Origin of the sequence: Pseudomonas sp. M20 (genome assembly GCF_045037865.1) — a bacterium.
Classification (GTDB): domain Bacteria; phylum Pseudomonadota; class Gammaproteobacteria; order Pseudomonadales; family Pseudomonadaceae; genus Aquipseudomonas.
The window spans coordinates 1,143,057-1,166,935 of the sequence record NZ_CP173611.1; the positions used below are offsets into that span (position 1 = coordinate 1,143,057).

A 23,879-nucleotide genomic window follows, 5' to 3' on the forward strand; every position below is an offset into this window, starting at 1 on the left:
TCTTGGTCAAAAAAATGATCAAGTCAATGGTGGTGACTAAAAAAATGCTCATAGCGGATCGAGTAGGTGAACGCCTCAGGGAAGAGCGCGAGCGCTTGGGGTTAAATCAAACAGAGTTTGGAGTCCTACTGGGAGTCAGTAGGGGAACGCAAAAGAACTACGAACTGGGAGCCAGCTCCCTTGACCTTCGTTACGTCACGGCCCTGGAAGAGAAGGGGGTAGATGCGGCTTACGTGCTTACGGGACGTCATGCGACACCGTTGGGCCAACTTTTTAGCCCCTCGGAAGAACAGATGATCATGCAATTCAGGTCGATCCCTGATGATGATCAGAAGGCGATTCGTCGTTTCCTTGAAGCAATGGCCGACGACGCCGCCCGGCACCGGTCTTAACTCGCAACAATCCCGCACAGTCATTGGGGTATCTCTTATTCCAATGCAGTTGCGCACCCCCCATAAAGTCCATTCAGCAATGCACTTTATGGAGTAGTTAGCATGTTGGATCGCAAGAAGAACAATCACATCAACCTCGAACACGCCGGGTCGGAAACTACCGTACTCACGGACATTGAGCGTCGACTGATCGATCTGTATCGCCGGCTGAGCCGCATTGAACAGCAACAGGTTCGTCGCGTGGCCGAGATACTGGCAATCAACCCAAAGGAGAAAGTAGAGGGCTGACCGTCATTCCTTGAATGATCCCGATCGCTGGCGCTAAGGCGTTGGCGGTTTGTAGCTACGCAACCGCCTGCGATCCCAGTTGCTCGAAAAGCTCCCGCTGCTTCGCTCGGGGCATTTCCCGCAAGCGATCGATCAACATCCGCTCGAATGTCTGCGATGACGGACTGAGCGTGTGCGAGAACGTCAGATTTGCCACCCATGTGTGCCCGCACTTTGCGTCGAGGCACTGGCAGTACAGTTTTACAAAGGCTCTGGTTACCTCTTCCCGCGAGGCAATCCGGCCCTTGTGTCCGCAATTGCATACAACTCTCATTGTGTCCCTCCCCAGGGGCAGCTGATCGCCACCATATTGCCACAATATGTGGTGGCTTTCTCTCCGTATGGTTGTTCATGCAGTGGTATCCACTGCTTCAGGAATAGGCTTCCAGCTAAAGCGCCTGTCTTCTCGCAGCTTGTCATTCAGTTGGTTGAACAACTGGCAGATCGGCCGGATCTCGTTGCTGGTGTACACGCGATCGATCTTTTCGATGTCTCCGAAACCACCGGTGTTTTCCGGGATGATGCCGGCCAGTGCCGGGTTCATACGCCAAGCGGCGATAACGTCGTTTCGGGTGATGTTCTTCACCTTCTCCAGCTCGTCTTTCGCCTGGAAGTCACCCACGGGGATGATCTGAATCGCGTTCTCCTTGCCGTTGGGGATGTTCACGAACATCGAGCGGAAGTTGCCTACGCCTTTGCTGGCGCTGATCTGTGCGCGCAGCTCGTCTTCGTCCTCTTCAGTCAGGTCAGGATCATTGGTGTAGAAGATGTAGCCGGCGTGCGCGCCGTTGCTGTAGTACCTACGGCGGAAGAGGGTGGCCGCTTCATTGAGCAGCAGCGCCTGCAGCCCGCCCAAGTAGTCCGGGATCCCGTAAATGTTCTGTTCCACGTCGTAGTCCAGGACGTGGGAGATCTCGTGCTGTTCGAACTCCATTTCCTTGTTGTCGGGCAGCAGCATGACGAAACCGCCGTCGACCTTTACCCGCATGTTGATGGCCGGAAGGTGCTGCAGCTCCAGCACCTGGCCGAACGCGTTGGTGTCGTTGTAGAAGTACGATTCGCCAAACACCATATAGTCCAGCCCGGCGCGCCCCATCGTCTCAGTGCTGCAGCCGGCCGAAGGGATGAACTCACGCAACAGCAGGTTGCGTTTGAATTTTGGAATGGCGCCGTGGTGCGCGTTGGCGCGCAGCAGCTTGGCCAGACCAGCCCGTGACACCGGAGGCTTGTAGATTTTGCCGTCGTCGCTGGGAAACACGCCCACGTACTCGCCGATGTTGCCGGACAGCACTTGTTCCGGTTCCCCGAACGTAAATGAGCGCATCGGCTGCTGCGTTGGTTGGGCTACGTGTTGCTTTCTGCGCTTGCGGTTGGCCATGGCTGCTCTGGTTACTCGTGACGTAGCGGCTGCGACGCCGCTTGTTGGTGTTCAAAGGTTCGTTGGACAGGGCGTGCATCACCGCCCAAGCAATGTCGGCGTGACCGGTGGCTTCGGTACGCGATGCGCTGTAGGTGATCTGGCCACTGTTGGTGGCGCCGCGCTTGATGGTCAGGAAGGCCTGGGCGATATCGGTCCAGCCGGCGTCCCACTCGATGCGACTGCCCTGGATCGTGTCCTGGGCTTTGAGCACCAGGGCGTTTTTCGCCTCAAGGCTGTAGTGAATCGGTGTCGCCTTGGCGTAGAAGTCGCGCACCAGATCGAACACGCCGTAACCCACGCCGGTGACGTCAATGCCGATGTGCTGGACGTTGAAGCGCTCGGTCAGCTTCTTGACCTGTGCAGCCTGGTAGGTGAACGAGTGGCCACGCCAGCTGTGCTTCTCCAGAATCCTGAACTTCGCCCCGGGTTCGAGCGGTGGCGCGATGACCACACAGGTGGCGTCGTCGCGGGTGCGGCTCGGGTCGTAGCCCAGCCAGACCGGACTGTTACCGAATGGCCGATCCAGCTCCGGGTTGTAGTCCTCCCACAACGACAGATCCGAGTAGCAGCGTTCCAGATCCTTGAGGCTGAATGCGCTTTGGGTGCTGTCGATGAACTTGCAGTAGAACAGCTGCTGAAATTTGTCTTCGTCGTACTCCAGCTGCAGCTGCTCCAGGTCGAACAGATCGCAGCCGCCGGCGATCGCATCGTCCAGGGTGATCGTCTTGCGCCACTGGCCGTCCGGACACAGCGCTCCCTGCGTGTAGGCCGCTTCGCTCGGCCACACACCACCAGCCTTCTTGCCGCGTTTGCTGTTGCGAAATTCCTCGCCCGACCAGAACGGATACGCCTGGTGCGACACCGCGCTGGGCGTCGAGAAATAGGTTTTTCGCCACTTCTTGTGGGTGCCCATGGCGCTGGCCACGGTGCTGAGTTTTTCGAAGTCGCGGATCCAGAAGTATTCGTCCACGTAGACGTGGCCGTGATAGCCCTGGGCAGTGCTGCTGTTGGTGCTGAGAAAGCGCAGTTCGGCGCCGTTGCTGAGCGTGATCGGGTTGCCGGTCAGCTCAATATCAAACCACTGCTTGGCGAACTGGATGATGTAGCTGCGGAAGATCTCGGACTGCGATCGGCTGGCAGACAGAAACACCTGATTGTCACCGCTCAGCACGGCGTCCATGAACGCTTCGCCGGCGAAGTAGTAAGTCAGACCGACCTGACGGCTTTTGAGGATGTTCCGGACACGGCGAGTCAGCGGGTTCTGTTTCGCTTCGAACAGCTCTTTCTGGTAGCCGTACATCTTCGAAATGAATTTATCGAGGAAGTCCAGTTCGGTCAGGCCACTGACGTCGTTTTTCGCCTTCTTTTCGCGCTTCTTGCCGCCTTCGCCTCGTTCACGACGTTGACCAGGCTGGCGTTCGCGCGGCTCGTCCGGTGAGTTCGTTGGCGCTGCCTGTGCAGGCTTGGCCGCAAGTTTTTTCAGCCGCTCAAGTAGGCCCGTCAGTTGCTCCAGTTCGTCCAGTTCGGCTTTCGTCAGCGGATCGATCTTTTCCAGGATCAGGGTGATTCGCCGGTTGACCGCGCTCAACGGTTCTTCATCCGTGAGCATTTCGTCCCAGCCGCCTTGGCGGATCCAGTAGTAAACGATTCGGATGTTGGGCAGCTTCAAATGCGCCTGTATTTCCTTCACCGAACAGCGGCGCAGGTAGAGGCGTTTTGCAGCTTCTTTAACTTCGGTCGGGTAGTTCATGGGCCGCAGTCTATGCGGCGAAAACCCCGGAAACGCGGGGTTAAATGCTGCGATCCGCCTATCTCTCGAAAATAGGAGAACCCTGAATTTCAACCGTTTGTTTGGCGGGTAATGGCTCCCTATCGTGGCGGCTCATTCAACGATTGAGCGCAGTCACCACTCATGCCCCGTTCCCTTGTCTCCTACTGGAAACGTGTAGCCACCAGCGGCCCAACCGTCGATGGTCGCGAGATCCTTCCCCAGGAACTGCGCGACATCGCTGAGACCTACACGCCAACTTTGTACACCGCTGTTATCTGGTGTGAACACGAACGCTGGTTCGGATCTCACGGGACGGTTTTTGCTGTGCGCCTGGTCGAGGAGGGGGACGATCTGGAACCTGGCCAAGTCGCCCTTGAAGCGCAATTGAAGCCAAACGACAAGCTGCTGCGCCTGAACGACGCCGGCGAAAAGCTGTTCACCAGCATCGAGATCAAGCCGAATTTCCGGGGCCGTGGCAAAGCCTACATGACCGGTATCGCCGTCACCGACGAACCCGCCAGCGTCGGCACGCAGGAACTCTACTTCTCCAGTCGCACCAGCCGCGATGCGTACTACGCCGCATCCCAAGAACTCGGCCCTCTACGCGAAACCGAAGCGCAGGGCGAGATTGGCCGTCTTGTCGGCATGTTCACCCGCCTGTTCAAGCGTTTCGGCATTGACGACACCGCCGCCGAAACCACTCCGCAAACCCCAACCGAGAGCAAACCCCCAATGGATGAAGCTACCGCAACGGCTCTGAAAGCCCTGCTGGCCCAGCTGCTGGTCGTCGCTGCCGGCATTCAGGCCGTGATTGAGCCTGCTGCCGAAGACGCACCTGAACCCGATCAAGCCCCGATCGATGACGTCAGCGCGGCAGTCGACGAGATCGTCACCACCGCCGAAGAAGAACGCGAATTCAAACGTACCGGCGGCACTTCGAACAAGGCCGTGCTGGCAGCTCTGACGAGTTTGCAGCAACAGTTCACCACGTTGCAGAACACTGCCACCGGTCGTCAGCTGCCGCGCTCCACCGGCGCAGCCGACAAAACCAAAGCGCGGGTACTCTGATATGGCCCGTTCCCTGAGCGCCTACGGCGCCAAGATGTATGCAGCCATGCAACTGGCCATGGCCGAAACTTACGGCGTCGAGCTGTCCAGCAAGATGTTCAGCGTTGAGCCGTCCATCACCCAGGAACTGAACGACGCCATCACCGCCAAGTCGGACTTCCTTTCGCGCATCAACGTCATTGGCGTGAGCGAAATCAAGGGCGAGAAGGTGTTCATCGGTGTTTCCGGCCCGGTGACTGGCCGTACTAACACCAAGACCACCGATCGCGAAGCGAAAGACGCCTCCGAGCTGGACAACACCACCTACGAACTCTCGTCCACCGAGTCGGACGTGGGGTTGCCGTACGCGAAAATCGACGCCTGGGCCAAGTTTCCGGACTTTCATCAGCGCTACTCGGCGGCTGTGCAGAAACAGATCGCTCTGGACCGCATCATGGTCGGTTTCCACGGCCTGAAAGCCGCTGCGCAGACCGATATTGCCGCTTACCCAATGCTGCAGGACGTGAACAAAGGCTGGCTGCAACAATTGCGCGAGCAAGCCCCACAACAGGTACTCAAGGAAGGCAAAACCGCTGGCAAAGTAATCTTGGGGCAGGGCGGTGATTACGCCAACCTGGACGCCCTGGTGCATGACACTAAGCAAATGGTGGACGAACGCCTGCGCGATGGCGGCGACCTGATCGCCATTATCGGCACCGACCTGTTAGCGGCTGACAAGGCCAAGCTGTACGCCAAGCAAGGTGATACACCGACCGAGAAAGAGCGCATCGAGGACGCCCAGGTGATCGCCACGTACGGTGGCCTCCCGAGCTTCAGCGTGCCGTTCTTCCCGGTCAACGGCGTGCTGGTCACCAGTTGGGACAATCTGTCGATCTACTTCCAGGACTCCAGCTGGCGCAAGCAAACCGTAGACAACCCGAAACGCTCCCGTGTCGAGGATTACAACAGCCGCAACGAAGGCTACGTGATCGAGCAGCTGGAAAAGATCGCGTTTACTGAAAACGTTGAGTTGGCCGCATGAGCCTGGCCCTTGCCCACAAGCGCCGTACTTTGGCACAGGGAACTGCTGCAGTAATCGCTGCAGCCGCCGCACCGCTGGCGTATTCGCCGGCGGAAGCCCTGAGCAGCCCGGCCAACGCGAAAAAGCACCTGCTGCTGATGGAAGCCTCTCTGGATCAGGATCTGCAGCGCCTGAGCGATATCAAGGGCTTAGCCGGGCGTCAGGCACTCAAGCGCGAGGAGCTGTTGCCCAAGTACCAGGATTTCATTCAGCGCTACATGGACTCGGGTCTGGTGATGCCGAACCGCGTTCTGGTGCAGGTGATGGTCTGGCTGTTCGACACCGAGCAGTTCGAAGACGGCCTGGCACTCGCGGACTTTGCGATCGGGCAGGGCCAGGAGATGCCCGAGCGGTTTAAGCGCCGCGACGTGCAAACCTTCGTTGCGGACGCAGTGATCGATTGGGCTTACGCCGAATACAACGCGCAACGCAGCCCGGAGCCGTACCTGTCCGATCTGCTGCCGCGTGTCGACGGTGAATGGGAGCTGACCGAACAGATCCCCAGCAAGTACCACAAGTTGATCGGCATGCGCGCCATGGAGGCCGAGCAGTGGGAAACCGCGCTCCAGCATCTGGAACGCTCCACCGAGCTGTACGCGAAAGCCGGCAATGAGACGCGCATTGCGAAATGCCGCAAGGCGATCGCCAAACAAACCCCCGCCGTGACCGGCGCCCAATAACCGACTACCCCCCCAGCGGGGAACTGTGGACGTGTGTCTGCCATTCATGGCCAGCCCCACGAAAAACAGTATCCCCGCCCTATTCGAGCGGCCAGCAATGAGCTTTTCCGGGAAACCCACCACCTTTGTGGAACAGGCGATTGAGAACGACGGCTTCTGGCCGAACCTCTCCGTGTCCGAGTTTCAGAAGGGCTACCGCCTGCCGGCGGAGTACCTGGTTGACATGCTGGTCTCTGATTTGACTACCGCGATGATTGAGATCAATCGCGATTTGTCCAAACGCAAAGGCCAATGGCAGAGCGTGGGCATCACCTCCGTGGAATCTGGTGACCCTAAGGTGCTGCCTGACGCCACATTTCACGTAGCGACGTACAAGCGCGCCGTGTATTGCCGAGCCAAGGCCAGCTTGCTGACGCAGTTCGCCACGGTAAGCCGCCGTGAAAGCGCCGAAAACACCGGCAAAGAAATGCCCGAACGCGGCGAGACGTTTCTGCAGTTCAGCCAGCAGGCGGTTCGCTCGCTGCAGGGGCGCGGCCGAATCACGGCGGCAATCGTATGACCAAGCTGCAGACACTGACCGCGTATCTGTTGGAGCGTCGCCTGGTCGAGCCTGAACAACTCGACAGCTGGACGGAGCAGGTAAAGCTTTCGCTGATCTGGAAACCCGACGTCGACGGCATGCACTTTGCCGATATGCACTATCGCGCCGTGATTGTCCTGGAGCGTTTCGCCGCCAATCCGGCTCGCATGATGGCGTTGGTAGGCAGTTGGCTGGAAAACCACGACGCCAACCGTGACCGCCAAGAACTGCCGGCGCCGGAGTTCCTTGTCGAGCCTCTGGATAACGATCTGTTCGACGTGGAAATCACGCTGGAGTTTGTCGAGCCGCAGTATCTGGCCGAAGACCCTGCCGGCGAGATCGAAGCCTTCGGCAAGACCTGGGCCTTTGTCCCGTTTGATCTGTGGATTGCAGAGCGCGGCGAGGTGGCCACCGATGGCCGGGCGTAGCACGTTCGAACTCGACATTCGGGGTCGCTTGGGCGTACGCGAACAACTGGCGTTGCTTAGCCTGCCGCCGCAATTGCGCCGCCGCTTGCTGAACCAGGTAACCAAACGCGTGCGGACGATGAGCCGCAAGCGAGTGCGTGAGCAGAAGAACCTGGACGGCACACCCTTCGCCCCACGCAAGGGCGACACCAAGGGCAAAAAGAAGATGGAAGCCGGCCTGGCCAAGTTGATGGTGGTCACCCGGGTGTCTGCTGATGAAGCGGAATTGGGCTGGAAAAACGCCCTGACCCGATGGGTCGCCGCGCAGCAGCACAACGGCGTCAGTGAGCGCCGCACCGCCCAACAGATGCGCCGATGGAACAAGACCCCACCGGGTTTGGCAGCAACCGACAAGCAAGCCAAGCGCTTGCGGCGGTTGGGCTTCCGTGTGCGCCAAGCAGGCAAAAAGACGCTGACCCGGCCGTCTGTGGCGTGGATTCAGGAGCATGTGAACTACGCCAAAGCCGGTTTGCTGATCCGGATCCTAGACGACCAGCGCAGCGAAAGCACCGGCGCGCAGAGCTGGGAAATCACGCTGCCGAAACGCCAGTTCATCGGCGCCGAAACTGAGCGCGAAACCAATCTCCTAATTAACCAGGTGTTGCAACAAATCCTAACTTCACCCCGCTAACGAGGCACTGCATGGCACTCGGTCAAGTCACCGTCGACAATCTCAATCTAGGCCAGGGCGCCGTGACAGAGGTTGAGCGTTACTTTCTTTTCATCGGTCCCGCCGCCAAAAACGTCGGCCAGATCATTCCGTTGAACACCGACAGCGATCTGGACGCCGCCCTGGGCGTCCCAGCGAGCGATCTGAAAACCCAAATCACCGCCGCACGTTTGAACGGTGGCCAGCGCTGGGCCTGCATGGCGGCCCCGATCGGCCCCGAAGGCGACTGGGCCACCGCTCTGGAGAAAACCCAGCAACAAGGGGTGTCGGTGGAAGCGGTAATCGTCACCAAGCCTGTCACCAAGGGTGACGAATTATCGGCCATGAATGACGCGGCCGTCGCCCTGAACAACACCTACGGCCGTCGTGTTTTCTTTCTGGCAAGCACCGCCGGCATCGCCGTCGACCAAACCTGGGCACAGTATCTGAGCGAGCAAAAAGCGTTGGTAGCGGGTCTGGCAGCGCCGCGCGTTTCACCGGTGCCGCAACTGCACGGTAATGACTTGGGCGTGCTGGCTGGCCGCTTGGCCAATTCGGCAGTCAGCATCGCTGATAGTCCGATGCGCGTGGCCACCGGCCCGGTGCTGGGACTTGGCGACGTGCCTATCGATATGGAGCTGATCCCGCTGCCGTCCGCTGTGCGCAGTGAACTGGATCGGGCGCGGTTCTCCGTCACCCAGACCTACCCCGACTACCCGGGCGTGTACTGGGGTGACTGCAACATGTTGGACACCCCGGGCAGTGACTTTCAGGTCGTGGAATACCTGCGCATCACCGACAAAGCCGCTCGCCTGATTCGCCCGCTGCTTATCCGCCGTGTAGCCGATCGCCGCTTGAACAGTACCCCCAACAGCATGGCGGTGAACACCAACCAACTGATGGCGCCTCTGCGTGCCATGGCCAAGTCCATCAAGTTCAACGGCGAGGTGTTCCCCGGTGACATCGAGCCGCCGAAAGACGGTGACCTGGTGCTGGAATGGCTCAGCAAAACCAAGGTTGCGGCCTACATCAAGCTCAAACCCCTCAACTGCCCGAAAGACCTCACGGCGAACATCGCCTTGGATCTTTCCACTGACAAAGCGGAGTAACGCCCCATGGCAAAAATTGGCGGCAAGAACTTCGACGTGAGCCTGGGCGATCTATCGCTGCACGTCGAGAGCTGCACCCTGGACATCACCGATAACTCGGCCGTGGCGCAGACGCGTGGTGTGCCTGACGGCTACGTGGAGGGCGACGTGGCTGCGGCCGGCGAACTGGAACTGGACAGCACCAACTTTCAGTTGCTGATCGATGCGGCGCGATCGGCGGGCAGCTTCCGCAAGCTCAAGCCGTTTGACGCAGTGTTCTTCGCCAAGGCCGGCGAAGACGAGGAACTGCGCGTGGAAGCCTTCGGCTGCAAGGTGAAGATCTCCAGCCTGTTGTCGATCGACCCGAAAGGTGGCGAGAAGACCAAACACAAGGTGCCGTTTGACGTCACCAGTCCGGACTTCATTCACATCAACGGCGTTCCGTACCTCGACGCTACCGAGATCGAGGGGATCCGTTAATGGTGGACTGGTTCGACCGCGCCCAGGAGCTGGAGCAACGCCAACGTGACCAGGCGATCAAGGCCCAGCTGCTGACGCCTGTGCCGGTCGGGCCAAGCCTGACCCATTGCGAGGACTGCGACAACGAGATCCCGCCGGCGCGCCAGGCACTGGGCGGTAAAACGCGGTGTGTCCCGTGCCAGACGGGCTTTGAGCAGAGTAAACGCTGATGACGACTGACGCCGCACGCCTCGGAACGCTGGAGCAGAGATTCGCCGTATTTGAACACCGGCTGAGCGAGTTGGAAGACCGCCACGAAACCGTGCCTACCCGCGTGACCAAGTTGGAACAGGGGTTCGAACACATGGCCGGGCAGCTATCGGAACTGAACGCTGGCCAGCAGACCCTGACGGTCGCGGTGAATGACATCGGCGCCAAGGTCGGCCGCTTGCTGACCATTCTCACGGTGGTCGCTTCTGTGCTGCAGATGGTTGTGCCGGCACTGTTGCGGGTGTGGTTCCCATGAGCCTGCGCGGCAGGATTCAAGCCGGTGTGATTGCGCTGGCCAGCGCTCCGTTGGTGATCTTCCTGGGCACTTGGGAAGGCCGTGGCCAGAACACCGTTTATGCCGACAAGTTGGCCAGCGGACTGCCCACTGTCTGCAAGGGCATCACCCGGCACACCAGCCCGTTCCCGGTGGTAGTCGGTGACTACTGGTCGCCCGATCGTTGCGCGGAGGTGGAGCAGTTGGTGATCCGCAAAACCCAGCTGCAGCTGGCCGACTGCATCACCAACCCGGACGTGAGCCAGAACACTTTCGACGCGCTGACCAGCCATGGCCACAACGTCGGTGCGCCCAGCACTTGCGCCAGTCGGGCGGTGGCGTTGATCAACGCCGGCCGCATTGCTGACGGCTGCAGGGCGTTGGCTTGGGCACCGGACGGCAAGACACCGGTATGGGCGTATGTGACCGACGCGCAGGGCCGCAAGCGCTTCGTTCAAGGCCTGCACAACCGTCGGCTGGCTGAAATGGAGCTGTGCCTGCAATGAGCCTTTCCCCGTTGCGCCTGGCACCTTTCCTATTGCTGGTCGCCCTGCTGGTGTGGATGGCGTTCGATCAGGTAACCGATCAGCGCGACGACGCCAGGCGCGAGCGCGACAGCGCGCAATGGGAAGCGGGCGGCCTGCGTGAAGCGGCCCGAATCAGCGGCGAAATGCTCGCCGAGCGGGACGCGATAGACCAACGAAACACCCAGGAATTGACCGATGTACTCACTGAAAACGAGCGCCTGCGCCGCGCTGTTAGCGATGGCTCTGGCCGGTTGCTCGTCCGCGCCACTTGTCCCGCCACCGGATCTGTGCCCGCCACCGCCGGCACCGCCCGCATGGCTGATGCAGGACGCGCCGAACTCGCAGCAGACGCTCGACCGGATTATTTCACCCTCCGTAATCAGCTCGCCTTAAGCCGGCAAATGATTCTCGGACTGCAGCAATACGTCCGTGGCGTGTGCCAGCGATCGCCAGCGCACCAGGACACCACTTTTCCCAACCTCAACAAGAGATCTACCCAATGAGCCAACAGAACAACACCGAAATCACCCTGGAAGTCGGCGAACAGGAATTCACCTTCAACCTGACCCCGGCCGACGTCACCAAGTATTTCAACGCTCTGACCCAAACCAACAAGGTCGCCCCGGGCAACAACCTGTTGATGACCACTGTGCTGCAGGAACAAAAAACCGTGCTGAAACCGCTGCTGGGCAACCCGGTGATGGTGATGCAGATCGCCGGCGCGCTGCTCGAGGAGTACGCGCCGAACGTTGAGGTGATCGTAAAAAAGCGCTCGAGCACGCTGAGCGCTTAAGCGAAAACGGATTGGGCCAGTTGATGGCCCTGACGAACCGCTGGCTACCTGGTGCCGAACCCACGCCCGAGGCGATGGGGACGGCCAAGTGGCTGGAGGACGAACACTGGAGACGCATGGAGTTTGCCGTGGCTAACGGCATTGCTCTTGCGCTGAACGGGTAACGACTTTGGCAGACCGTAGCGCCAGCCTGGCTTTCATTCTCAGCTTGCAGGACAAGGTCACCGCGCCTCTGGGCAAGGTGAAAATGGGGTTTTCCGAGCTTGCCGATCAGAGTGAAAAACACATAAAGACGATCGGGCTTGGCCTGGGCGGCGTGACCGCTGCTGTGGTCGGGATCCGTGAGTCCATGGAACCGGCGCTGGAGGTCAATCGCGCCCTGGGCGACGTCCGATCGTTGGGCGTGGCCGAGGATGCGTTGTCGGCACTCAATGCCAAGTCGCTGCAATTCGCGGTGAGCTACGGCGAGAACGCCAAGGATTTTGTCGCCTCGGCCTACCTGATCGAGGGCGCCATCAAGGGGCTTGCCGGTAACCAGCTCGCCACGTTCACCAACACTAGCAACTTGCTGGCGAAAGCTACCAAGTCCGACGCCGAAACCATGGGCGAATACGTCGGCACGCTCTACAACCTGCAGAAGTCCCAAGCGGATGCGATGGGGAAGGGTGCATGGGTGGAAAAACTTGGCGGGCAAACGGCGCTGGCTGTGCAGTTGTTCCGCACCAGCGGTGCCGCGATGAAAGACGCCTTCAAGGAGGCCGGCGCGATCGCCACCACATCCGGCGTCGACCTTGCCGAACAGATGGCGGTGATTGGCACGCTGAGCAGCACCATGGAGGGCGGCGACGCCGGCGGACGCTACAAAGCGTTTTTCGAGAACATCGGTGCCGCATCGGAAAAGCTCGGCATGCAGTTCACCGACCAACAGGGCAAAGTCCTGCCGATGATGGCGATTCTGGACAAGCTGCAGGCAAAGTTCGGTGATTTGACCAGCGCCTCGGCCGGCGCCAAGTTAATGGAGGCCTTCGGCGGCGAAGGTGCCCAGGTGATCGGCGCGCTGGCCAAGGACACCGATCGACTGCGTAACGGCATCGAGCAGCTGGGCAAGGTGCGCGGTCTGGAAAATGCCGAGCAGATGGCCAGGGCGATGGTCGATCCGTGGCAGCAGTGGGCGTCTCTGGTCGAGGTCATGCGTGTGGTGTTTGGCCAAGTGCTGATCCCGGTGCTGACGCCGTTCATGAACAAGATGGTCGACATCGGCAAAACCCTGGTGCGTTGGTCGCAGCTGTTTCCCAACATCACCCGGGTGATCGGCATCACCGCACTGACCATCATGGCCATCGTCGGCGCCATGTCGTTGTTGACCGTCGTTGTCGGCGTTGCGCGGATGACCTGGCTTGGCCTGGTGTCGGTGTGGAAGGTGGTTCAGTTGCTCAACCTGCGCACGGTCGCCGGCTTCGTCCTGCAGAAACTGGCGATCCTGGCTTACATGGCCGTGATCTACACGCTCAGCGCCGGCCTTGCCCTGGTGCGCGGCGCCATGCTGCTTTGGCAGGGCGCGATCTGGCTGGTCAACGCGGCGCTGTTGGCCAACCCGATGGTGTGGATTGTGGTGGGTGTTCTCGCCCTGGTGGCCGTCATTGTCGCGGCGGTCTACTACTGGGACGAATGGACGTCCGCCCTGATGAACACGGCCGCGTTCCAGTTCGTCGCGGACAAGCTGCAGAAGCTATCCGACTGGTTTAACTCAATGGGCGGCTGGTCAGGCATGGCCAAAGCCGCATGGGACAGCATCGTCGGCATTTTCACCAAGGCCGTAAACGGCGTGATCGAGCTGCTGAACAGCATCCCGGGCGTGAATATCGAAGCGCGCTTCGGCGGTATGCCTGAAGTGCCTGGCGTCGATGCCGCGACCAATGCCGCCGACACCGCCAACGCCGCACAGAAAGCCCAGCAAACCATCAATGCGGCAATCCCCAGCCTTTCGCCGGCACGCCCTTCGGCGGTGCCGCCCGGCGGCTTGCTGACCAGTATCCAGAACAACAACAGCAGCCAGAACAAGGGCACGCATGTGGAGAACGTGAACATTCACACCAGCAAACCAATGAACCCGCTGGAGGTGGAAAACATGGTCGCGATGGCGGTCGGCGGATGAGCGAGTACGTAGACCTGTTGATCGTCAACAACGACCTGGCACTCGACCCGTCACACCAGCCGCTGCTGGTCGATGATCGCGCCTGCATCGCCCAGGACATCGCTCACATGATCCGCGATAGCGGGTTGCTGGTGACGCTGGTGGCCGAGCGCGATCGGCTGCGGCAGCGCGACTGCATCCAGCAACTGGAACTGTTGGTGGAGGACGACCAGCGCCTGGTGCCGGGCACGGCACGCATCACCCAGCAGGAACCAGGTGTGTACCTGGTCACTGCGAAAACCCTGAAATTCGGTTCGATTGAGGTAAGTCTGTGAGCCAGGTCGATTTTAAAAAGGTGATCGCCGACGCCGGCATCCCGACCACCGAGGCCGGTTTGAAGGCGGCGTGGGAAAAGGAGGTTGAAGCCCGGGGCGCGAAGGTGGCCAACACCAGCAGTTATTCGCCGTTCTGGCGGGTGATGACCGCGCTGGTGACCAAACCGGTGTTGTGGCTGTTGGACTTTCTCTGCCTGACGGTGCTGCCGAACTTCTTTGTGAAAACGGCGGTGGACGCCTGGCTGGACATGCTCGCCTGGGCGGTCAACGTCGAGCGTAAAGGCGCCACCAAGGCCCGCGGTAAATTGCTGTTCACCCGCGCCTTACCGGACGGCGTTATGGAGCTGGAAAAAGGCATTGTGGTGCAGTCGGCCGCCATCAACGGCAACGTGTACCAATTGATTACCACGGCGCCAGCGGCGTTCGTCGCGGGCCAGCTGCAGCTGGAAGTCCCGGTGGAGGCGATCGAATCAGGCAGTGGTTTCAACCTCGCCCCGGGTTACTACGCCATTCTGCCGGTGCCCATCCCCGGCATTGTTCAGGTAGTGAACAAGGACGGTTGGCTGGAATCACCAGGTGCGGATCCGGAACCGAACGACCAGCTGCGTTTGCGCGTGCGCAACCAGTTCTCGGCCGTGAATCAGTGGCACACCGACGCGGTGTATCGCGCCATGATCTCGGCCTTTCCGGGCGTGCGTCCGGACGGCGTTTACTTCGAACATGGCGCACCGCGTGGCCCGGGCAGCGCGAATGCCTTTGTGTTGTTTGATGCGGGCGTGCCGGCGGCGACTTACCTGGAGCAAATCAATTCGCACATCCGCGACCAGGGCAACCATGGCCACGGCGATGATCTGCTGGCCATGGTCATGCCCGAAGTGCCCGTGACCGTTGCGATGACGCTTTGGCCGCAACCGAATCTGAGCGTCGAGCAGATCGACACGCTGAAAAGTGAGATCGAGCTATTCATCCGGGCCGCGTTTCGGGAAAGCACGCCCCGCGATTATCAGCCGACGCTGACTTATCCCCAGTCGCGCTTCAGCTTTAGTCGACTAGCTGAGGAACTGCACCAGCAGTTTTCCGATATCGCCTCACTGCGATTTACCCCGGGCGTCGACATCACCAGCGGATTGGACATCCCGCGCCTGACGTCGCTGAAGGTGAACGTGCAATGAACAAACTGAAACTGCCGTTCTGGCTTGGCGGTACCGAGCTTTCAAAACTGGTCGCGGCTGCACAGGCGTGGTGGGAAACCGTGACCGGGTGGCTGCGCTGGCCCTACTCGCAGATCGATCCTGACACCTGTCACATGAGCATCCTTGAACTGTGGGCCTGGCAGCGGGACGTGACACGTTTCAAGGGCGAACCCGAGTCCTTGTTTCGACTGCGCGTGAAATACGCGTTTATCAACTCGGTCGACGCCGGTAGCACTGCCGGCCTGAAGCGCATTTTTGAGCGTCTCGGTGTGGGTTACGTCGAGATCGAGGAACGCCAGCCCGACCGGGATTGGGACGTCGTGCTGCTGAAGTTCAGCAACGCTCAACTGTCGCTCAATCCCGAACTTTTGCGCGTGCTGATTCAGCAATATGGCCGAACCTGCCGGCGCTACGACTTCGTCACCATCACCCCTGTGGGGCTGCAAATCGCCCTGATCGACTTCAACGACGACCAGCAAACGCTGGTTGCCAGCCTTTAGGAGCTCACCGTGAGCGCCAGTATTACCTTGGCCGGCGAAAGCCAAATCGCCCTTAAACAAAGCCAGCAAAAGCCGCTGATCGTCAGCCGATTCATCTTTGCGAATGTGCCCGGGCTTGATCCGACCGTGCCGCTCGATCGCGCTGCTGGCAAGCCACCGGCTGCGCAGATCGTTCACGTCTACACCATTCCGGAAAAGAACGCGGGTTTCGTGAATCCGAACCAAGTGGTGTACAGCGCACAGCTGGGGTCTGACGTTGGCGACTGGGATTTTAATTGGGTCGGCCTCGAGGACGCCGATGGCATCTTGTTCGCCGCGTCGTCGGTGCCACTGCAACAAAAGCGTAGAAATATTCCGCCGGAGCAGATCGGCAACAACGTCACCCGCAATTTTCTGGTGGCCTTCGACGGCGCCATGAAACTGACCGGCATCAAGATCGATGCCAGCACCTGGCAGCATGACTTTACGGTGCGCCTTGCCGGCATTGATGAGCGAGAGCGCCTGAGCAACCGTGAGGTGTACGGCCGCGCCTGCTTTTTCGGTAACTCCTTGGCATTCGGGAAGGGCGAAAATGGTTTCCAGTTGGGCGCCGGCACCGCCTACATCGAAGGCATCCGGGTTTTTATGGAGAAGCCTGTCCCGTTAACTGGCGTTGCCGTGGGAACGGTGACACTGGACGTTTGCCTGGAGCGGCAATTAAGCGATCGGGTCGCGACGTGGAAAGTGATTTTCGGACAGCAAGGCGACTATACCGACGCTGCCGGGGTTCGACATTACTGCGTGCCGATCGCTTATTACGCATCTCCTACAGAGATTTATGACGCCCGTGAGCCTGAGCCGATCGCCGGCGCACTCATTAAACATTTGGCGGCGCGTAAAGGGGATTACGCGGAGTTGCGCGCCCGGGCAACCACCAAAGAAGACGTTGGACTGGGCAATCTGCCCAACGCAATCAGCGACGATCCAGCAACCAACAGCAGCACGATCGTGGCGTCGACCGCCGCCCTGAACAAGCTACAAAAGCAGGTTGGCGATTCGATGACTGGCATGGTGGCAGCGTTTGCAATGACAGCTGCCCCGACGGGATGGCTGAAGTGCAACGGTGCGGCGGTTTCCCGTACCACATTTGCGCAACTTTTCGCTTGGCTTGGGACGCACTACGGCGCCGGCGATGGTTCAACCACTTTCAATTTGCCCGATATGCGCGGCTTGTTCCCTCGCGGCTGGGATGACGGGCGCGGGCTGGATCCTGGCCGAGCGTTCGGCGTCTATCAGGACATGATGATCCACTCGCACGCGCACGGCGCCTCGGCTGCTGCTGGAGGCGACCACGTGCACACGGCCTGGACAGATGCGCAAGGTAACCACGTGCATAGCGTATGGACAGATGCTCAAGGCAACCATGACCACGGATGGCGCATCGCGGCCTCAGGGCAGGGTATTTCTGTCGGATACCCCGCGGGTGGCGGCAGCATCGTCGATCTTGAAATGCCCGGCGGGCTTAACGCAGATAACCAACCAATGCGAACCGACTACCAAGGCAACCACGCACACAACGTCGGCATTGCCGCCGCTGGTCACCATGCGCACAACGTCGGGGTTAACTGGGCAGGTAACCACAGCCACGGCGTAACAGTAGCCGCTGCCGGCGGCATCGAAACACGCCCTAGAAACTTGGCCCTTTTCTACTGCATCAAGTATTGAGATCGAGCATGACTGGAAAACTCGTTTATCAGACCGACTACCTCGGCATTTTCATTGGCGCTGTGACAGCAGATGAATCGCCGCTGGAGGCGGGCGTTTATCTGATTCCTGGTGGATGCGTCGAAGCGGAGCCGCCCGCGATCCCGGAACACAAAGCCGCATGGTGGAATGGCAAGGCCTGGCAGTTGGTGGACTACTTCGGCGGCGTCGTGGTGTACAGCACGGACACCGGCGAGCCGCGAGCGTTAGAAGGTTTCGAAGCAGTGCCTGCGGGCTTCACCATGAAGAAACCCGGGCCGAACCAAGTCTGGAAGGACGGCGAATGGGCTGACGACATTGAAGCCGTACTGGCTGCACTCCGGGACAAAAAACTACAAGCGATCGCCAACGAATGCGCGGCGTACATCGCCGGCGGTTTTAACTCTAGCGCCTTGGGTGAGCCATACCGTTACGGCAGCGCAATCGATGACCAGGTGAACTTGAATGGCCAGGTGCTGCTGGGCATGGACGATGTTTACCCATGTTATGACGCTCATCAGGTAATGACTTTCCGGCCGCACACCATCGAACAATTGCAGAAAGTCAGCCTTGACCTGGTGCGCTTCCGGCAAGCGGCGCAGCAGCATGCGGAAACTCTGCGCCAGGCTGTGGCAAAGGCGCAGAAAGACAAAAATCTGAAGGTAATGAAAGCCATTACCTGGACGCCGCCGGCATGACCTGGGCACCGGTGACGATGCGCTGGCCGGAGCAGGCCACGCAGTGGATGAGCGGGCTGTCAGCGGCTAAGGATCTGGCCGGCGGCGAGCTGGTCAGCACCGCCCAGCGCTTGGCTGGCCTGAGTGGCCTGGCCAACACCAACCCGGGGCCGGTCGGTGATGCTGCCAAAAACGCGATCGCCGCCGGACGCGCCGCGCTCGCCGAGCAGTTGGGCCAGGTGCCGGCGTGCCTGGTTGTGACACCGTTTCAAAGCGGAGTTGGCCAGGGCGTGGGCTATCAGCGCTTTCTGTCTGCGCCCAACGCGCTGGAACATCTCGTCAAGAAACTGGAAGACGCCAGCGACAGCGGGCGCCCAACCGGGCCGCAATACGCGCTGTCGATCCTGTTCCTGGGCACGCGGCTGGAGCAGTTGGCCAGCAGCTTGGCGCGATTCAATGCTCTGCTGCCGATCCCCGACCTGGTGCGTACCGAGCGCCGGGCACAACACCTGGTGAAACTGGAGAGCGAAAAGTGGGAGATCCCCGGTGCCGGAACTCTACCGCGCTGGCAGGGTTTGCCGCTGGAGCGATGCACGGTGGTCAAAGCTGCCAAACAGTCGATGGCGGGGCAGATAGCCGTGCTGGAAGGCTACGCCGCTGACAGCTCGCCGTTGGCCGATCTGGCAGCGCTGGCAGCTCGCAAGAGCGCCCAGCAGCAGGGGCGAGATAAACAATTGGCTGACCTGAAAGACCTGCTGGCCGGTGGCAACCCTGACGTCAGCATGCGCGCGCGGATGATTGGCCCAGGCACTGCCGGCGAATTACGCCGCGAGTTGTTGGCCGGCGATGCGCCGGGCCATGAATGGATTCAATGCGCGGGCCTGCTTCTTGTCGGCAGCAAAGAAGGTCTGAGTTTTGTGCGGGAGCTGGTGGGCCTATGACGCTGTTACTCGACGGGCAAAAAGTCCAGGGCAAGAACCTCAAGGTCACGGCCAATCTGCGCATCGAAAGCGGCGACATGTCCGGCCAGACGAGCAACACCGACAAGGCCCACAAAGGTTTTAAGCCCAAGACGCTGGCCGTCTCGCTGATGATTCCCTTTGTGGATAAAACCCAACTGACGGATCTGTTGCGCATGGCTGAAGCCACGGCCGGCGGTGGTCAGTTGCATCTGTATCGGATCGTGAACGACACTGCCGAAACTTTCGGCGTGCGTCAGGTGGAGTTTTCCGACGGCGTCAGTGCGCGGGAAGCGGACACCCTGAAAGCCTGGCTTGTGCAATTCACGCTGAGCGAACGCGAATCGAACCCGGAGAAAGTCGAAGGCCGGCGCGCTGGCAACAAGGTAGACGCTCAAGGCGCCCCGGGCAGTGCGGTCGGCGAAGGCGGTGCCGGTGACGCAACCAGCGACAACCCCGCGCTGAGCGGCTTTGAAAAAGTGCTGGGACGTGTGGAAAAGTGGCTGGGCGGGAGTGAGCAGACGTGAAACTGCACAAGATATTTTCCATCAACGGCGCCCCGATCGCTCTCATCAAGGAGGACGTCAGGCTGGACGCTACCAGCCCCGGCCGGGCGAACTTCACAGTTCAATCCTCTGTGCCGCTGAAAGGCCTGGTGACGCTGGATATCGGCTACAACGAGGGCACGCTGCAACGGCACTTTATCGGCTACGTCGAGCGCTGCACGGCCGCCAATGCGGTCGAACAGGTGCTGTTCTGCCGTGAGCTGGCCGCCGTGCTGGCCAACCCGTTGCCGTTGAATCTGCGTCACGTGGATCTGCGCGCCGTGTTGGCCCAGGTCAGCGAACAGACCGGGCTGCGCTTTCGTGTTCCCGATCGGCCTTATGCCAGCGTGAAGGCGCCGTATTTCTACAGCCTTGCCGCCGGTTACCAGGCGATGGACAGTCTCGCCCGGGTGTTTAGCATTCCGGACTTCACCTGGCACCAGCTGGGCAACGGTGAAGTGTTCGCCGGCAGCTGGGCCGACAGTTTTTTCGGCGCCCGTGCGCCGCTGCAAATCCCCACGGAGCTGTTTGACGGCTACCAGGGCAACCAGAGCGCAATGGTCGCGGCCCTTCCCGGCGTGCGACCAGGTGCAACGATCAACAACGGCGAGCGCATCACCACGGTGATGCTGACCAACGACCAGATGGCTATCCGATGGAAGACGCAATCCGCCGCGCTGTAGAGCGACAATTCCCCGAACTCACCGGTGGTTATCACCTTCCGCGATTTGCCCGGGTGGTCGCCGTGGCCGACGCGCCGGCGGACGCAGGACTGTGCGACGACTTCCGTCCGCGCTACGCCGTGGACATCGAAGTACTCGGCGCCGACGATGAACCAGACCCGGCCATGCCGCCGCTCACTGGCGTTCCGTTACCACTGCCCACCGGTGGCGAGGAAATGGGCATTTACGCCTTTCCGGAGGAAGGCACGCGGGTCGTGGTTTGCTTTGCTTACGGCCTGCCGAACAAGCCCTACATTCAATCGATCTTGCCGCACGGCCTGAGTATGCCGAAGGTGCCGAAAGGAGATCAGGTGTGGCAGCACAGTGAAGCCGCCCAGCAGCGCGTTGACGCCGACGGCAACTGGCTACGTCAGACCGATGGCAAGATCCGTGATCAGGCGATAGAGCGCGAGGTTGAAGCTCTGGACAACCGCGAGCAGTTCCAGAGCCACACGCAGACGATCGATGACCACTCGACCGAGACAGTGGGTGGTGTGAAAACGATCGAGGCGCTGGGCGCGCTCAAACTGATGTCGGGCGGATCAGCGAGCCTGGCGGCGGTGGACGATCTGCACCAAGCTACCGGCCGGGATCTGAACTTGGTTGTGGGTCAGAAGCACAACTCCACGGTGGGTGGCGATATGCAGGAGCGGATTGAGGGATTGCGCCAAAGCATGGCGGGAATTAGCCAGCGGATGCAGGCACCGAAAAGTTGGATCGGTTCACAGGATGTAAACTTATTCAAAGTCGTGTGTGAGACGCTCGATTTACTGCAGGAGATGAACATTCAACTTGCTGCGCATGTACATGGCCCGACACCTCCGCCGGGAAATGCTAGCGTGTTCAAAGCTGCTGCAGTTAGCGCGAATCAGCTTGGAGCGAAATTGAAATTGATAACGCAATAATGCAGCAAACCTGACCGTTGATCACTCAAACTTTTCTTTCCTGTGCACTTTATGATGACAGATAGTACACAGTGTAATGAGATTATCCACGGAGTTTTTCCCACCTTTGGCGTGGTGAAGAACATGGTGCAACTCCAGATGCCTAGGATCTGAGGCGTTCCACATCGAATGAGTCCATCTGCAATGCTGACAGGAATACCCGTCTCTAACGAGGACTTCACCTCGAACATCATCGGGTATTTTTCGATCATGTGGTGGCGTTTGATTCATGTCCTCAAGGACATAAGCACCAATCGGTAAATCTGGGCGTCCTGTTGTCCTGGTCGCGATAGACCATCCTTCTTCTGTCCTCAGCTCCCTTACTCTCCGTGCCCATTCAGTTGAGCCGTCAGCGACGTAACGAAGCTCTTCACCTGTAACAGCTCGCCCCACATTCACTTGCAAGAACTCCAGCAGCTTATCTTTCACCGCAAGTTTCTTTTTACGAATCGTGTTTGCACTGTTCCAACGAAATGCTGCATCTCGATCTTGTTTCTCATCTAGCAGTACGTAGTCATCAACCATTAATGAGTCGACACCCAATACGGCTAAGTCTAGGTCTCCAGCTTTAACCATTTCTTCCGCTGTAACGCCTGTAACAATACTCCAGCCTTGCTCAACGCGAAGCTCACGGACCCGCCTTGCCCATTCACCAATACCCGCAACCACCATCAACTCATCGCCCTTTATGACCTTGCGAGGGTAGGTGACCAGATAAAGGATTATGCGGTCCCTCGCGGACGCAGCACTTGTTTTCGGAATCAGAGAACTACCTAAGTCTCTTAGCGCATGAAAGGTTGGGACCAATGAAATCACTCGGGCCCGTAGGTCTCCATGACTCAATTCATGTCCGAAGTTCTTAATGAGCTCCAACAACCGAAGTCGCAAGCTTTCTGGATCATCCTGCAGTTTCCCTGACCGCCTTGCCAACTCATCATCTCCCATGAAATTTGAGGCAACTGATATATACTAAAAAGTAAAAGCACTATTAGAGTGCCATTCGACTTCAGCAATTGTTAAAAGGCAAATGTCAGTTGCCGCTTATCCTAAGCTGCCTTGCTTTCTAACTTTATATTCAAAACTTTGTATACGACTTTCGCTATGGCACCAGCGAGAAGTGGTGGGACAGCGTTCCCGATCTGCCGGGCAATCTCAATTTTCGTGCCCTGAAAAGGAAAATCATCTGGAAATCCCATAATTCTTGCCGCTTCGCGGTGAGTTATCGGACGATGTTTTTCTGGATGTAAATAGCGGCCTTTCTCTGGTTTAAAAAACTCAGTTCTGATAGTTACGCTCGGTCTGTCCCACCAAAGGCGCCCAAAAAGATCGGTTCCACCCGACGTCTTCCGGATCCAGCATGCAGGAGTAATCTCGGGTGCATTTCGCTGTAAGTCAAATCGGTTGCCGCCAGGAGGTACAGCCTTGTACCGAGCGAGGCTTTTCTCTGTTGGGGTGCGGCCGAAATGTAAATTCAAAGGCGGAGCGCATTCTCGAATTTGAACGCCAGCAGGATCCGGTAAGTCTCCTATCACATCTTTGACCGTTCTCCACGGAGGGAGCAGTCGGTCATCTGCGTTCTTGGAATGGGTCTTAACCGGAAACTCAGGCGCTTCAATTAACCCCTTTTTCCACCCGATGATAATCAACCGTTTTCGAGTTTGTGCCACACCGTAATCGGCAGTGTTCACCACATCGAAGATCGTCTCGAAACCCATCGACGTTGCCCGAGACTGAATATCTAAAAACTCGGTGGATCGAAGTAACTCAGGTACGTTCTCCATAACGAACATCTTGGCGCCACACTGCTCCACGACGTCCATATATGGTTCCCACAAAGCTCGACGGCCATCCCCTGTCCTGTTTTTGTTGAGAAGGCTAAAGCCTTGACAAGGCGGACCACCGATGACGACATCCGCAGGGGGGATGTCGGGATTTGTTTGCAGCCAATCCTCAATATTACCGACCACGCCCGGAGCTGCATATGCCTGCTCATGCGTTCTCATTGCAGCAGCATCATTGTCTACCGACAAAACGCACTCGAACCCACCACAAAATCTTTCATCTGTAAAGCCCAGCGTCATGCCGCCAGCACCGGAAAAAAGGTCGATTACACGGAATTTACTAGGTGTCATATTGATATGCATGCTGATAATTTTTTCATAGCCAGAGTATAGGGCAGGCGTCTTGAGCAAAACCATCAAGACCGACCCAATCGGAGCAGAAGGTAACAGAAATCCTCAGTTTTCCTTCATGCAGAACTTTCTGGAGCAGCATCCATCAATGCCTCTGAAAGCTGTATGTATAGACAGTACATTTTGCGTGT

General features: G+C 59.1%; 31 protein-coding genes. 26 read left to right on the top strand and 5 right to left on the bottom strand.

The annotated features are described in order from the left end of the window. The first annotated feature begins 44 nt into the window (after positions 1-44). Entirely contained in the window at positions 45-392 is a 348-nt protein-coding gene (locus tag ACI514_RS05180) for a helix-turn-helix domain-containing protein (protein WP_177409285.1), read from the top strand. Between the two features lie 102 nt (positions 393-494). Beyond that, positions 495-680: a hypothetical protein gene (locus ACI514_RS05185; protein ID WP_405123203.1), complete on the top strand. Its 186-nt coding sequence runs from the start codon at positions 495-497 to the stop codon at positions 678-680. Between the two features lie 55 nt (positions 681-735). Here the strand turns inward: ACI514_RS05185 and ACI514_RS05190 are convergent, their stop codons facing one another. The 3 genes from ACI514_RS05190 to ACI514_RS05200 all read right to left on the bottom strand — a co-directional run bounded on the left by ACI514_RS05190 (position 736) and on the right by ACI514_RS05200 (position 3,889). Then, on the bottom strand, positions 736-993 hold the full coding sequence (locus ACI514_RS05190) for an ogr/Delta-like zinc finger family protein (protein WP_064392752.1): 258 nt from the start codon (positions 991-993) through the stop codon (positions 736-738). A 75-nt stretch (positions 994-1,068) separates the two neighbouring features. Further along, on the bottom strand, positions 1,069-1,938 hold the full coding sequence (locus ACI514_RS05195; protein ID WP_405124198.1) for a phage portal protein: 870 nt from the start codon (positions 1,936-1,938) through the stop codon (positions 1,069-1,071). Further along, a complete protein-coding gene (locus ACI514_RS05200; RefSeq protein WP_405123204.1) occupies positions 1,850-3,889 on the bottom strand; it encodes a terminase large subunit domain-containing protein in 2,040 nt (679 codons plus the stop codon). The genes ACI514_RS05195 and ACI514_RS05200 overlap by 89 nt, the downstream gene beginning before the upstream one ends. A 162-nt stretch (positions 3,890-4,051) precedes the next feature. Here ACI514_RS05200 and ACI514_RS05205 point away from each other — a divergent pair, with 162 nt between their 5' ends. From ACI514_RS05205 to ACI514_RS05320, 24 genes are all read left to right on the top strand, one after another. Continuing rightward, complete coding sequence (locus ACI514_RS05205) at positions 4,052-4,978, top strand: GPO family capsid scaffolding protein (protein WP_405123205.1); 927 nt, start codon at positions 4,052-4,054, stop codon at positions 4,976-4,978. Between the two features lies 1 nt (position 4,979). Continuing rightward, positions 4,980-5,999: a phage major capsid protein, P2 family gene (locus ACI514_RS05210; protein WP_064392744.1), complete on the top strand. Its 1,020-nt coding sequence runs from the start codon at positions 4,980-4,982 to the stop codon at positions 5,997-5,999. After that, the gene (gene gpM, locus ACI514_RS05215; protein ID WP_110645157.1) at positions 5,996-6,718 is read left to right on the top strand and encodes a phage terminase small subunit; all 723 of its coding nucleotides are present in this window, start codon (positions 5,996-5,998) and stop codon (positions 6,716-6,718) included. Before ACI514_RS05210 ends, gpM begins: the two co-directional genes overlap by 4 nt. A 97-nt stretch (positions 6,719-6,815) precedes the next feature. Further along, on the top strand, positions 6,816-7,277 hold the full coding sequence (locus ACI514_RS05220) for a head completion/stabilization protein (RefSeq protein WP_405124199.1): 462 nt from the start codon (positions 6,816-6,818) through the stop codon (positions 7,275-7,277). Then, complete coding sequence (locus ACI514_RS05225) at positions 7,274-7,726, top strand: phage tail protein (RefSeq protein WP_405123206.1); 453 nt, start codon at positions 7,274-7,276, stop codon at positions 7,724-7,726. The genes ACI514_RS05220 and ACI514_RS05225 overlap by 4 nt, the downstream gene beginning before the upstream one ends. Next, positions 7,713-8,396 (top strand): phage virion morphogenesis protein, encoded by a 684-nt coding sequence (locus ACI514_RS05230; protein ID WP_071173509.1) that lies wholly within the window; start codon positions 7,713-7,715, stop codon positions 8,394-8,396. The genes ACI514_RS05225 and ACI514_RS05230 overlap by 14 nt, the downstream gene beginning before the upstream one ends. 11 nt (positions 8,397-8,407) lie before the next feature. Then, a complete protein-coding gene (locus ACI514_RS05235) occupies positions 8,408-9,523 on the top strand; it encodes a DUF2586 domain-containing protein (RefSeq protein ID WP_405123207.1) in 1,116 nt (371 codons plus the stop codon). A 6-nt stretch (positions 9,524-9,529) separates the two neighbouring features. Then, positions 9,530-9,982: a phage protein gene (locus ACI514_RS05240; protein WP_405123208.1), complete on the top strand. Its 453-nt coding sequence runs from the start codon at positions 9,530-9,532 to the stop codon at positions 9,980-9,982. Then, a complete protein-coding gene (locus ACI514_RS05245) occupies positions 9,982-10,191 on the top strand; it encodes a TraR/DksA family transcriptional regulator (protein ID WP_039756528.1) in 210 nt (69 codons plus the stop codon). Before ACI514_RS05240 ends, ACI514_RS05245 begins: the two co-directional genes overlap by 1 nt. After that, positions 10,191-10,487, top strand: coding sequence for a hypothetical protein (locus ACI514_RS05250; protein ID WP_039756531.1), 297 nt, complete (start codon positions 10,191-10,193; stop codon positions 10,485-10,487). The genes ACI514_RS05245 and ACI514_RS05250 overlap by 1 nt, the downstream gene beginning before the upstream one ends. Then, on the top strand, positions 10,484-11,011 hold the full coding sequence (locus tag ACI514_RS05255; RefSeq protein ID WP_405123209.1) for a lysozyme: 528 nt from the start codon (positions 10,484-10,486) through the stop codon (positions 11,009-11,011). The genes ACI514_RS05250 and ACI514_RS05255 overlap by 4 nt, the downstream gene beginning before the upstream one ends. Continuing rightward, positions 11,008-11,535 carry a lysis system i-spanin subunit Rz gene (locus ACI514_RS05260; protein WP_405123210.1) on the top strand — a complete coding sequence of 176 codons (528 nt, stop codon included), beginning with the start codon at positions 11,008-11,010 and terminating at the stop codon, positions 11,533-11,535. Before ACI514_RS05255 ends, ACI514_RS05260 begins: the two co-directional genes overlap by 4 nt. Continuing rightward, complete coding sequence (locus ACI514_RS05265) at positions 11,532-11,825, top strand: putative phage tail assembly chaperone (protein ID WP_039756535.1); 294 nt, start codon at positions 11,532-11,534, stop codon at positions 11,823-11,825. Before ACI514_RS05260 ends, ACI514_RS05265 begins: the two co-directional genes overlap by 4 nt. A gap of 23 nt (positions 11,826-11,848) precedes the next feature. Then, entirely contained in the window at positions 11,849-11,989 is a 141-nt protein-coding gene (locus ACI514_RS05270; RefSeq protein WP_039013052.1) for a DUF6890 family protein, read from the top strand. Positions 11,990-11,994: 5 nt separating this feature from the next. Then, the gene (locus ACI514_RS05275; protein ID WP_405123211.1) at positions 11,995-13,980 is read left to right on the top strand and encodes a phage tail tape measure protein; all 1,986 of its coding nucleotides are present in this window, start codon (positions 11,995-11,997) and stop codon (positions 13,978-13,980) included. Beyond that, positions 13,977-14,294 (top strand): DUF2590 family protein, encoded by a 318-nt coding sequence (locus ACI514_RS05280; RefSeq protein WP_071173502.1) that lies wholly within the window; start codon positions 13,977-13,979, stop codon positions 14,292-14,294. Before ACI514_RS05275 ends, ACI514_RS05280 begins: the two co-directional genes overlap by 4 nt. Continuing rightward, complete coding sequence (locus ACI514_RS05285; RefSeq protein ID WP_405123212.1) at positions 14,291-15,466, top strand: baseplate J/gp47 family protein; 1,176 nt, start codon at positions 14,291-14,293, stop codon at positions 15,464-15,466. The genes ACI514_RS05280 and ACI514_RS05285 overlap by 4 nt, the downstream gene beginning before the upstream one ends. Beyond that, positions 15,463-15,987, top strand: a complete 525-nt coding sequence (locus ACI514_RS05290; RefSeq protein ID WP_122698986.1) for a phage tail protein — start codon at positions 15,463-15,465, stop codon at positions 15,985-15,987. Before ACI514_RS05285 ends, ACI514_RS05290 begins: the two co-directional genes overlap by 4 nt. A 9-nt stretch (positions 15,988-15,996) precedes the next feature. Next, on the top strand, positions 15,997-17,691 hold the full coding sequence (locus tag ACI514_RS05295) for a phage tail protein (protein WP_405123213.1): 1,695 nt from the start codon (positions 15,997-15,999) through the stop codon (positions 17,689-17,691). An 8-nt stretch (positions 17,692-17,699) separates the two neighbouring features. Further along, entirely contained in the window at positions 17,700-18,407 is a 708-nt protein-coding gene (locus ACI514_RS05300) for a hypothetical protein (protein ID WP_405123214.1), read from the top strand. Then, a complete protein-coding gene (locus tag ACI514_RS05305; RefSeq protein WP_405123215.1) occupies positions 18,404-19,327 on the top strand; it encodes a hypothetical protein in 924 nt (307 codons plus the stop codon). Before ACI514_RS05300 ends, ACI514_RS05305 begins: the two co-directional genes overlap by 4 nt. Further along, complete coding sequence (locus ACI514_RS05310) at positions 19,324-19,872, top strand: DNA-binding protein (RefSeq protein WP_405123216.1); 549 nt, start codon at positions 19,324-19,326, stop codon at positions 19,870-19,872. Before ACI514_RS05305 ends, ACI514_RS05310 begins: the two co-directional genes overlap by 4 nt. Continuing rightward, positions 19,869-20,573, top strand: coding sequence for a hypothetical protein (locus tag ACI514_RS05315; RefSeq protein WP_405123217.1), 705 nt, complete (start codon positions 19,869-19,871; stop codon positions 20,571-20,573). The genes ACI514_RS05310 and ACI514_RS05315 overlap by 4 nt, the downstream gene beginning before the upstream one ends. Beyond that, a complete protein-coding gene (locus ACI514_RS05320) occupies positions 20,546-21,517 on the top strand; it encodes a hypothetical protein (RefSeq protein WP_405123218.1) in 972 nt (323 codons plus the stop codon). Before ACI514_RS05315 ends, ACI514_RS05320 begins: the two co-directional genes overlap by 28 nt. A gap of 21 nt (positions 21,518-21,538) precedes the next feature. On the opposite strand, the gene ACI514_RS05325 is transcribed toward ACI514_RS05320, so the two are convergent. Together ACI514_RS05325 and ACI514_RS05330 are read right to left on the bottom strand one after the other, a co-directional pair. Continuing rightward, entirely contained in the window at positions 21,539-22,372 is an 834-nt protein-coding gene (locus ACI514_RS05325) for an HNH endonuclease (RefSeq protein WP_405123219.1), read from the bottom strand. Positions 22,373-22,602: 230 nt separating this feature from the next. Beyond that, entirely contained in the window at positions 22,603-23,754 is a 1,152-nt protein-coding gene (locus ACI514_RS05330; protein ID WP_405123220.1) for a DNA cytosine methyltransferase, read from the bottom strand. Positions 23,755-23,879: the final 125 nt, after the last annotated feature.

Excerpts from the sequence above, each read along its gene's own strand:
- ACI514_RS05265 (WP_039756535.1), top strand. The coding sequence starts at position 11,532 with ATGAGCCAACAGAACAACACCGAAATCACCCTGGAAGTCGGCGAACAG.
- ACI514_RS05180 (WP_177409285.1), top strand. The coding sequence starts at position 45 with ATGCTCATAGCGGATCGAGTAGGTGAACGCCTCAGGGAAGAGCGCGAG.
- gpM (WP_110645157.1), top strand. The coding sequence starts at position 5,996 with ATGAGCCTGGCCCTTGCCCACAAGCGCCGTACTTTGGCACAGGGAACT.
- ACI514_RS05230 (WP_071173509.1), top strand. The coding sequence starts at position 7,713 with ATGGCCGGGCGTAGCACGTTCGAACTCGACATTCGGGGTCGCTTGGGC.
- ACI514_RS05200 (WP_405123204.1), bottom strand. The coding sequence starts at position 3,889 with ATGAACTACCCGACCGAAGTTAAAGAAGCTGCAAAACGCCTCTACCTG.
- ACI514_RS05250 (WP_039756531.1), top strand. The coding sequence starts at position 10,191 with ATGACGACTGACGCCGCACGCCTCGGAACGCTGGAGCAGAGATTCGCC.
- ACI514_RS05210 (WP_064392744.1), top strand. The coding sequence starts at position 4,980 with ATGGCCCGTTCCCTGAGCGCCTACGGCGCCAAGATGTATGCAGCCATG.
- ACI514_RS05220 (WP_405124199.1), top strand. The coding sequence starts at position 6,816 with ATGAGCTTTTCCGGGAAACCCACCACCTTTGTGGAACAGGCGATTGAG.
- ACI514_RS05305 (WP_405123215.1), top strand. The coding sequence starts at position 18,404 with ATGACCTGGGCACCGGTGACGATGCGCTGGCCGGAGCAGGCCACGCAG.
- ACI514_RS05190 (WP_064392752.1), bottom strand. The coding sequence starts at position 993 with ATGAGAGTTGTATGCAATTGCGGACACAAGGGCCGGATTGCCTCGCGG.
- ACI514_RS05205 (WP_405123205.1), top strand. The coding sequence starts at position 4,052 with ATGCCCCGTTCCCTTGTCTCCTACTGGAAACGTGTAGCCACCAGCGGC.
- ACI514_RS05260 (WP_405123210.1), top strand. The coding sequence starts at position 11,008 with ATGAGCCTTTCCCCGTTGCGCCTGGCACCTTTCCTATTGCTGGTCGCC.
- ACI514_RS05300 (WP_405123214.1), top strand. The coding sequence starts at position 17,700 with ATGACTGGAAAACTCGTTTATCAGACCGACTACCTCGGCATTTTCATT.
- ACI514_RS05235 (WP_405123207.1), top strand. The coding sequence starts at position 8,408 with ATGGCACTCGGTCAAGTCACCGTCGACAATCTCAATCTAGGCCAGGGC.
- ACI514_RS05240 (WP_405123208.1), top strand. The coding sequence starts at position 9,530 with ATGGCAAAAATTGGCGGCAAGAACTTCGACGTGAGCCTGGGCGATCTA.
- ACI514_RS05320 (WP_405123218.1), top strand. The coding sequence starts at position 20,546 with ATGGAAGACGCAATCCGCCGCGCTGTAGAGCGACAATTCCCCGAACTC.
- ACI514_RS05330 (WP_405123220.1), bottom strand. The coding sequence starts at position 23,754 with ATGGTTTTGCTCAAGACGCCTGCCCTATACTCTGGCTATGAAAAAATT.
- ACI514_RS05270 (WP_039013052.1), top strand. The coding sequence starts at position 11,849 with ATGGCCCTGACGAACCGCTGGCTACCTGGTGCCGAACCCACGCCCGAG.
- ACI514_RS05185 (WP_405123203.1), top strand. The coding sequence starts at position 495 with ATGTTGGATCGCAAGAAGAACAATCACATCAACCTCGAACACGCCGGG.
- ACI514_RS05245 (WP_039756528.1), top strand. The coding sequence starts at position 9,982 with ATGGTGGACTGGTTCGACCGCGCCCAGGAGCTGGAGCAACGCCAACGT.
- ACI514_RS05280 (WP_071173502.1), top strand. The coding sequence starts at position 13,977 with ATGAGCGAGTACGTAGACCTGTTGATCGTCAACAACGACCTGGCACTC.
- ACI514_RS05255 (WP_405123209.1), top strand. The coding sequence starts at position 10,484 with ATGAGCCTGCGCGGCAGGATTCAAGCCGGTGTGATTGCGCTGGCCAGC.
- ACI514_RS05310 (WP_405123216.1), top strand. The coding sequence starts at position 19,324 with ATGACGCTGTTACTCGACGGGCAAAAAGTCCAGGGCAAGAACCTCAAG.
- ACI514_RS05225 (WP_405123206.1), top strand. The coding sequence starts at position 7,274 with ATGACCAAGCTGCAGACACTGACCGCGTATCTGTTGGAGCGTCGCCTG.
- ACI514_RS05290 (WP_122698986.1), top strand. The coding sequence starts at position 15,463 with ATGAACAAACTGAAACTGCCGTTCTGGCTTGGCGGTACCGAGCTTTCA.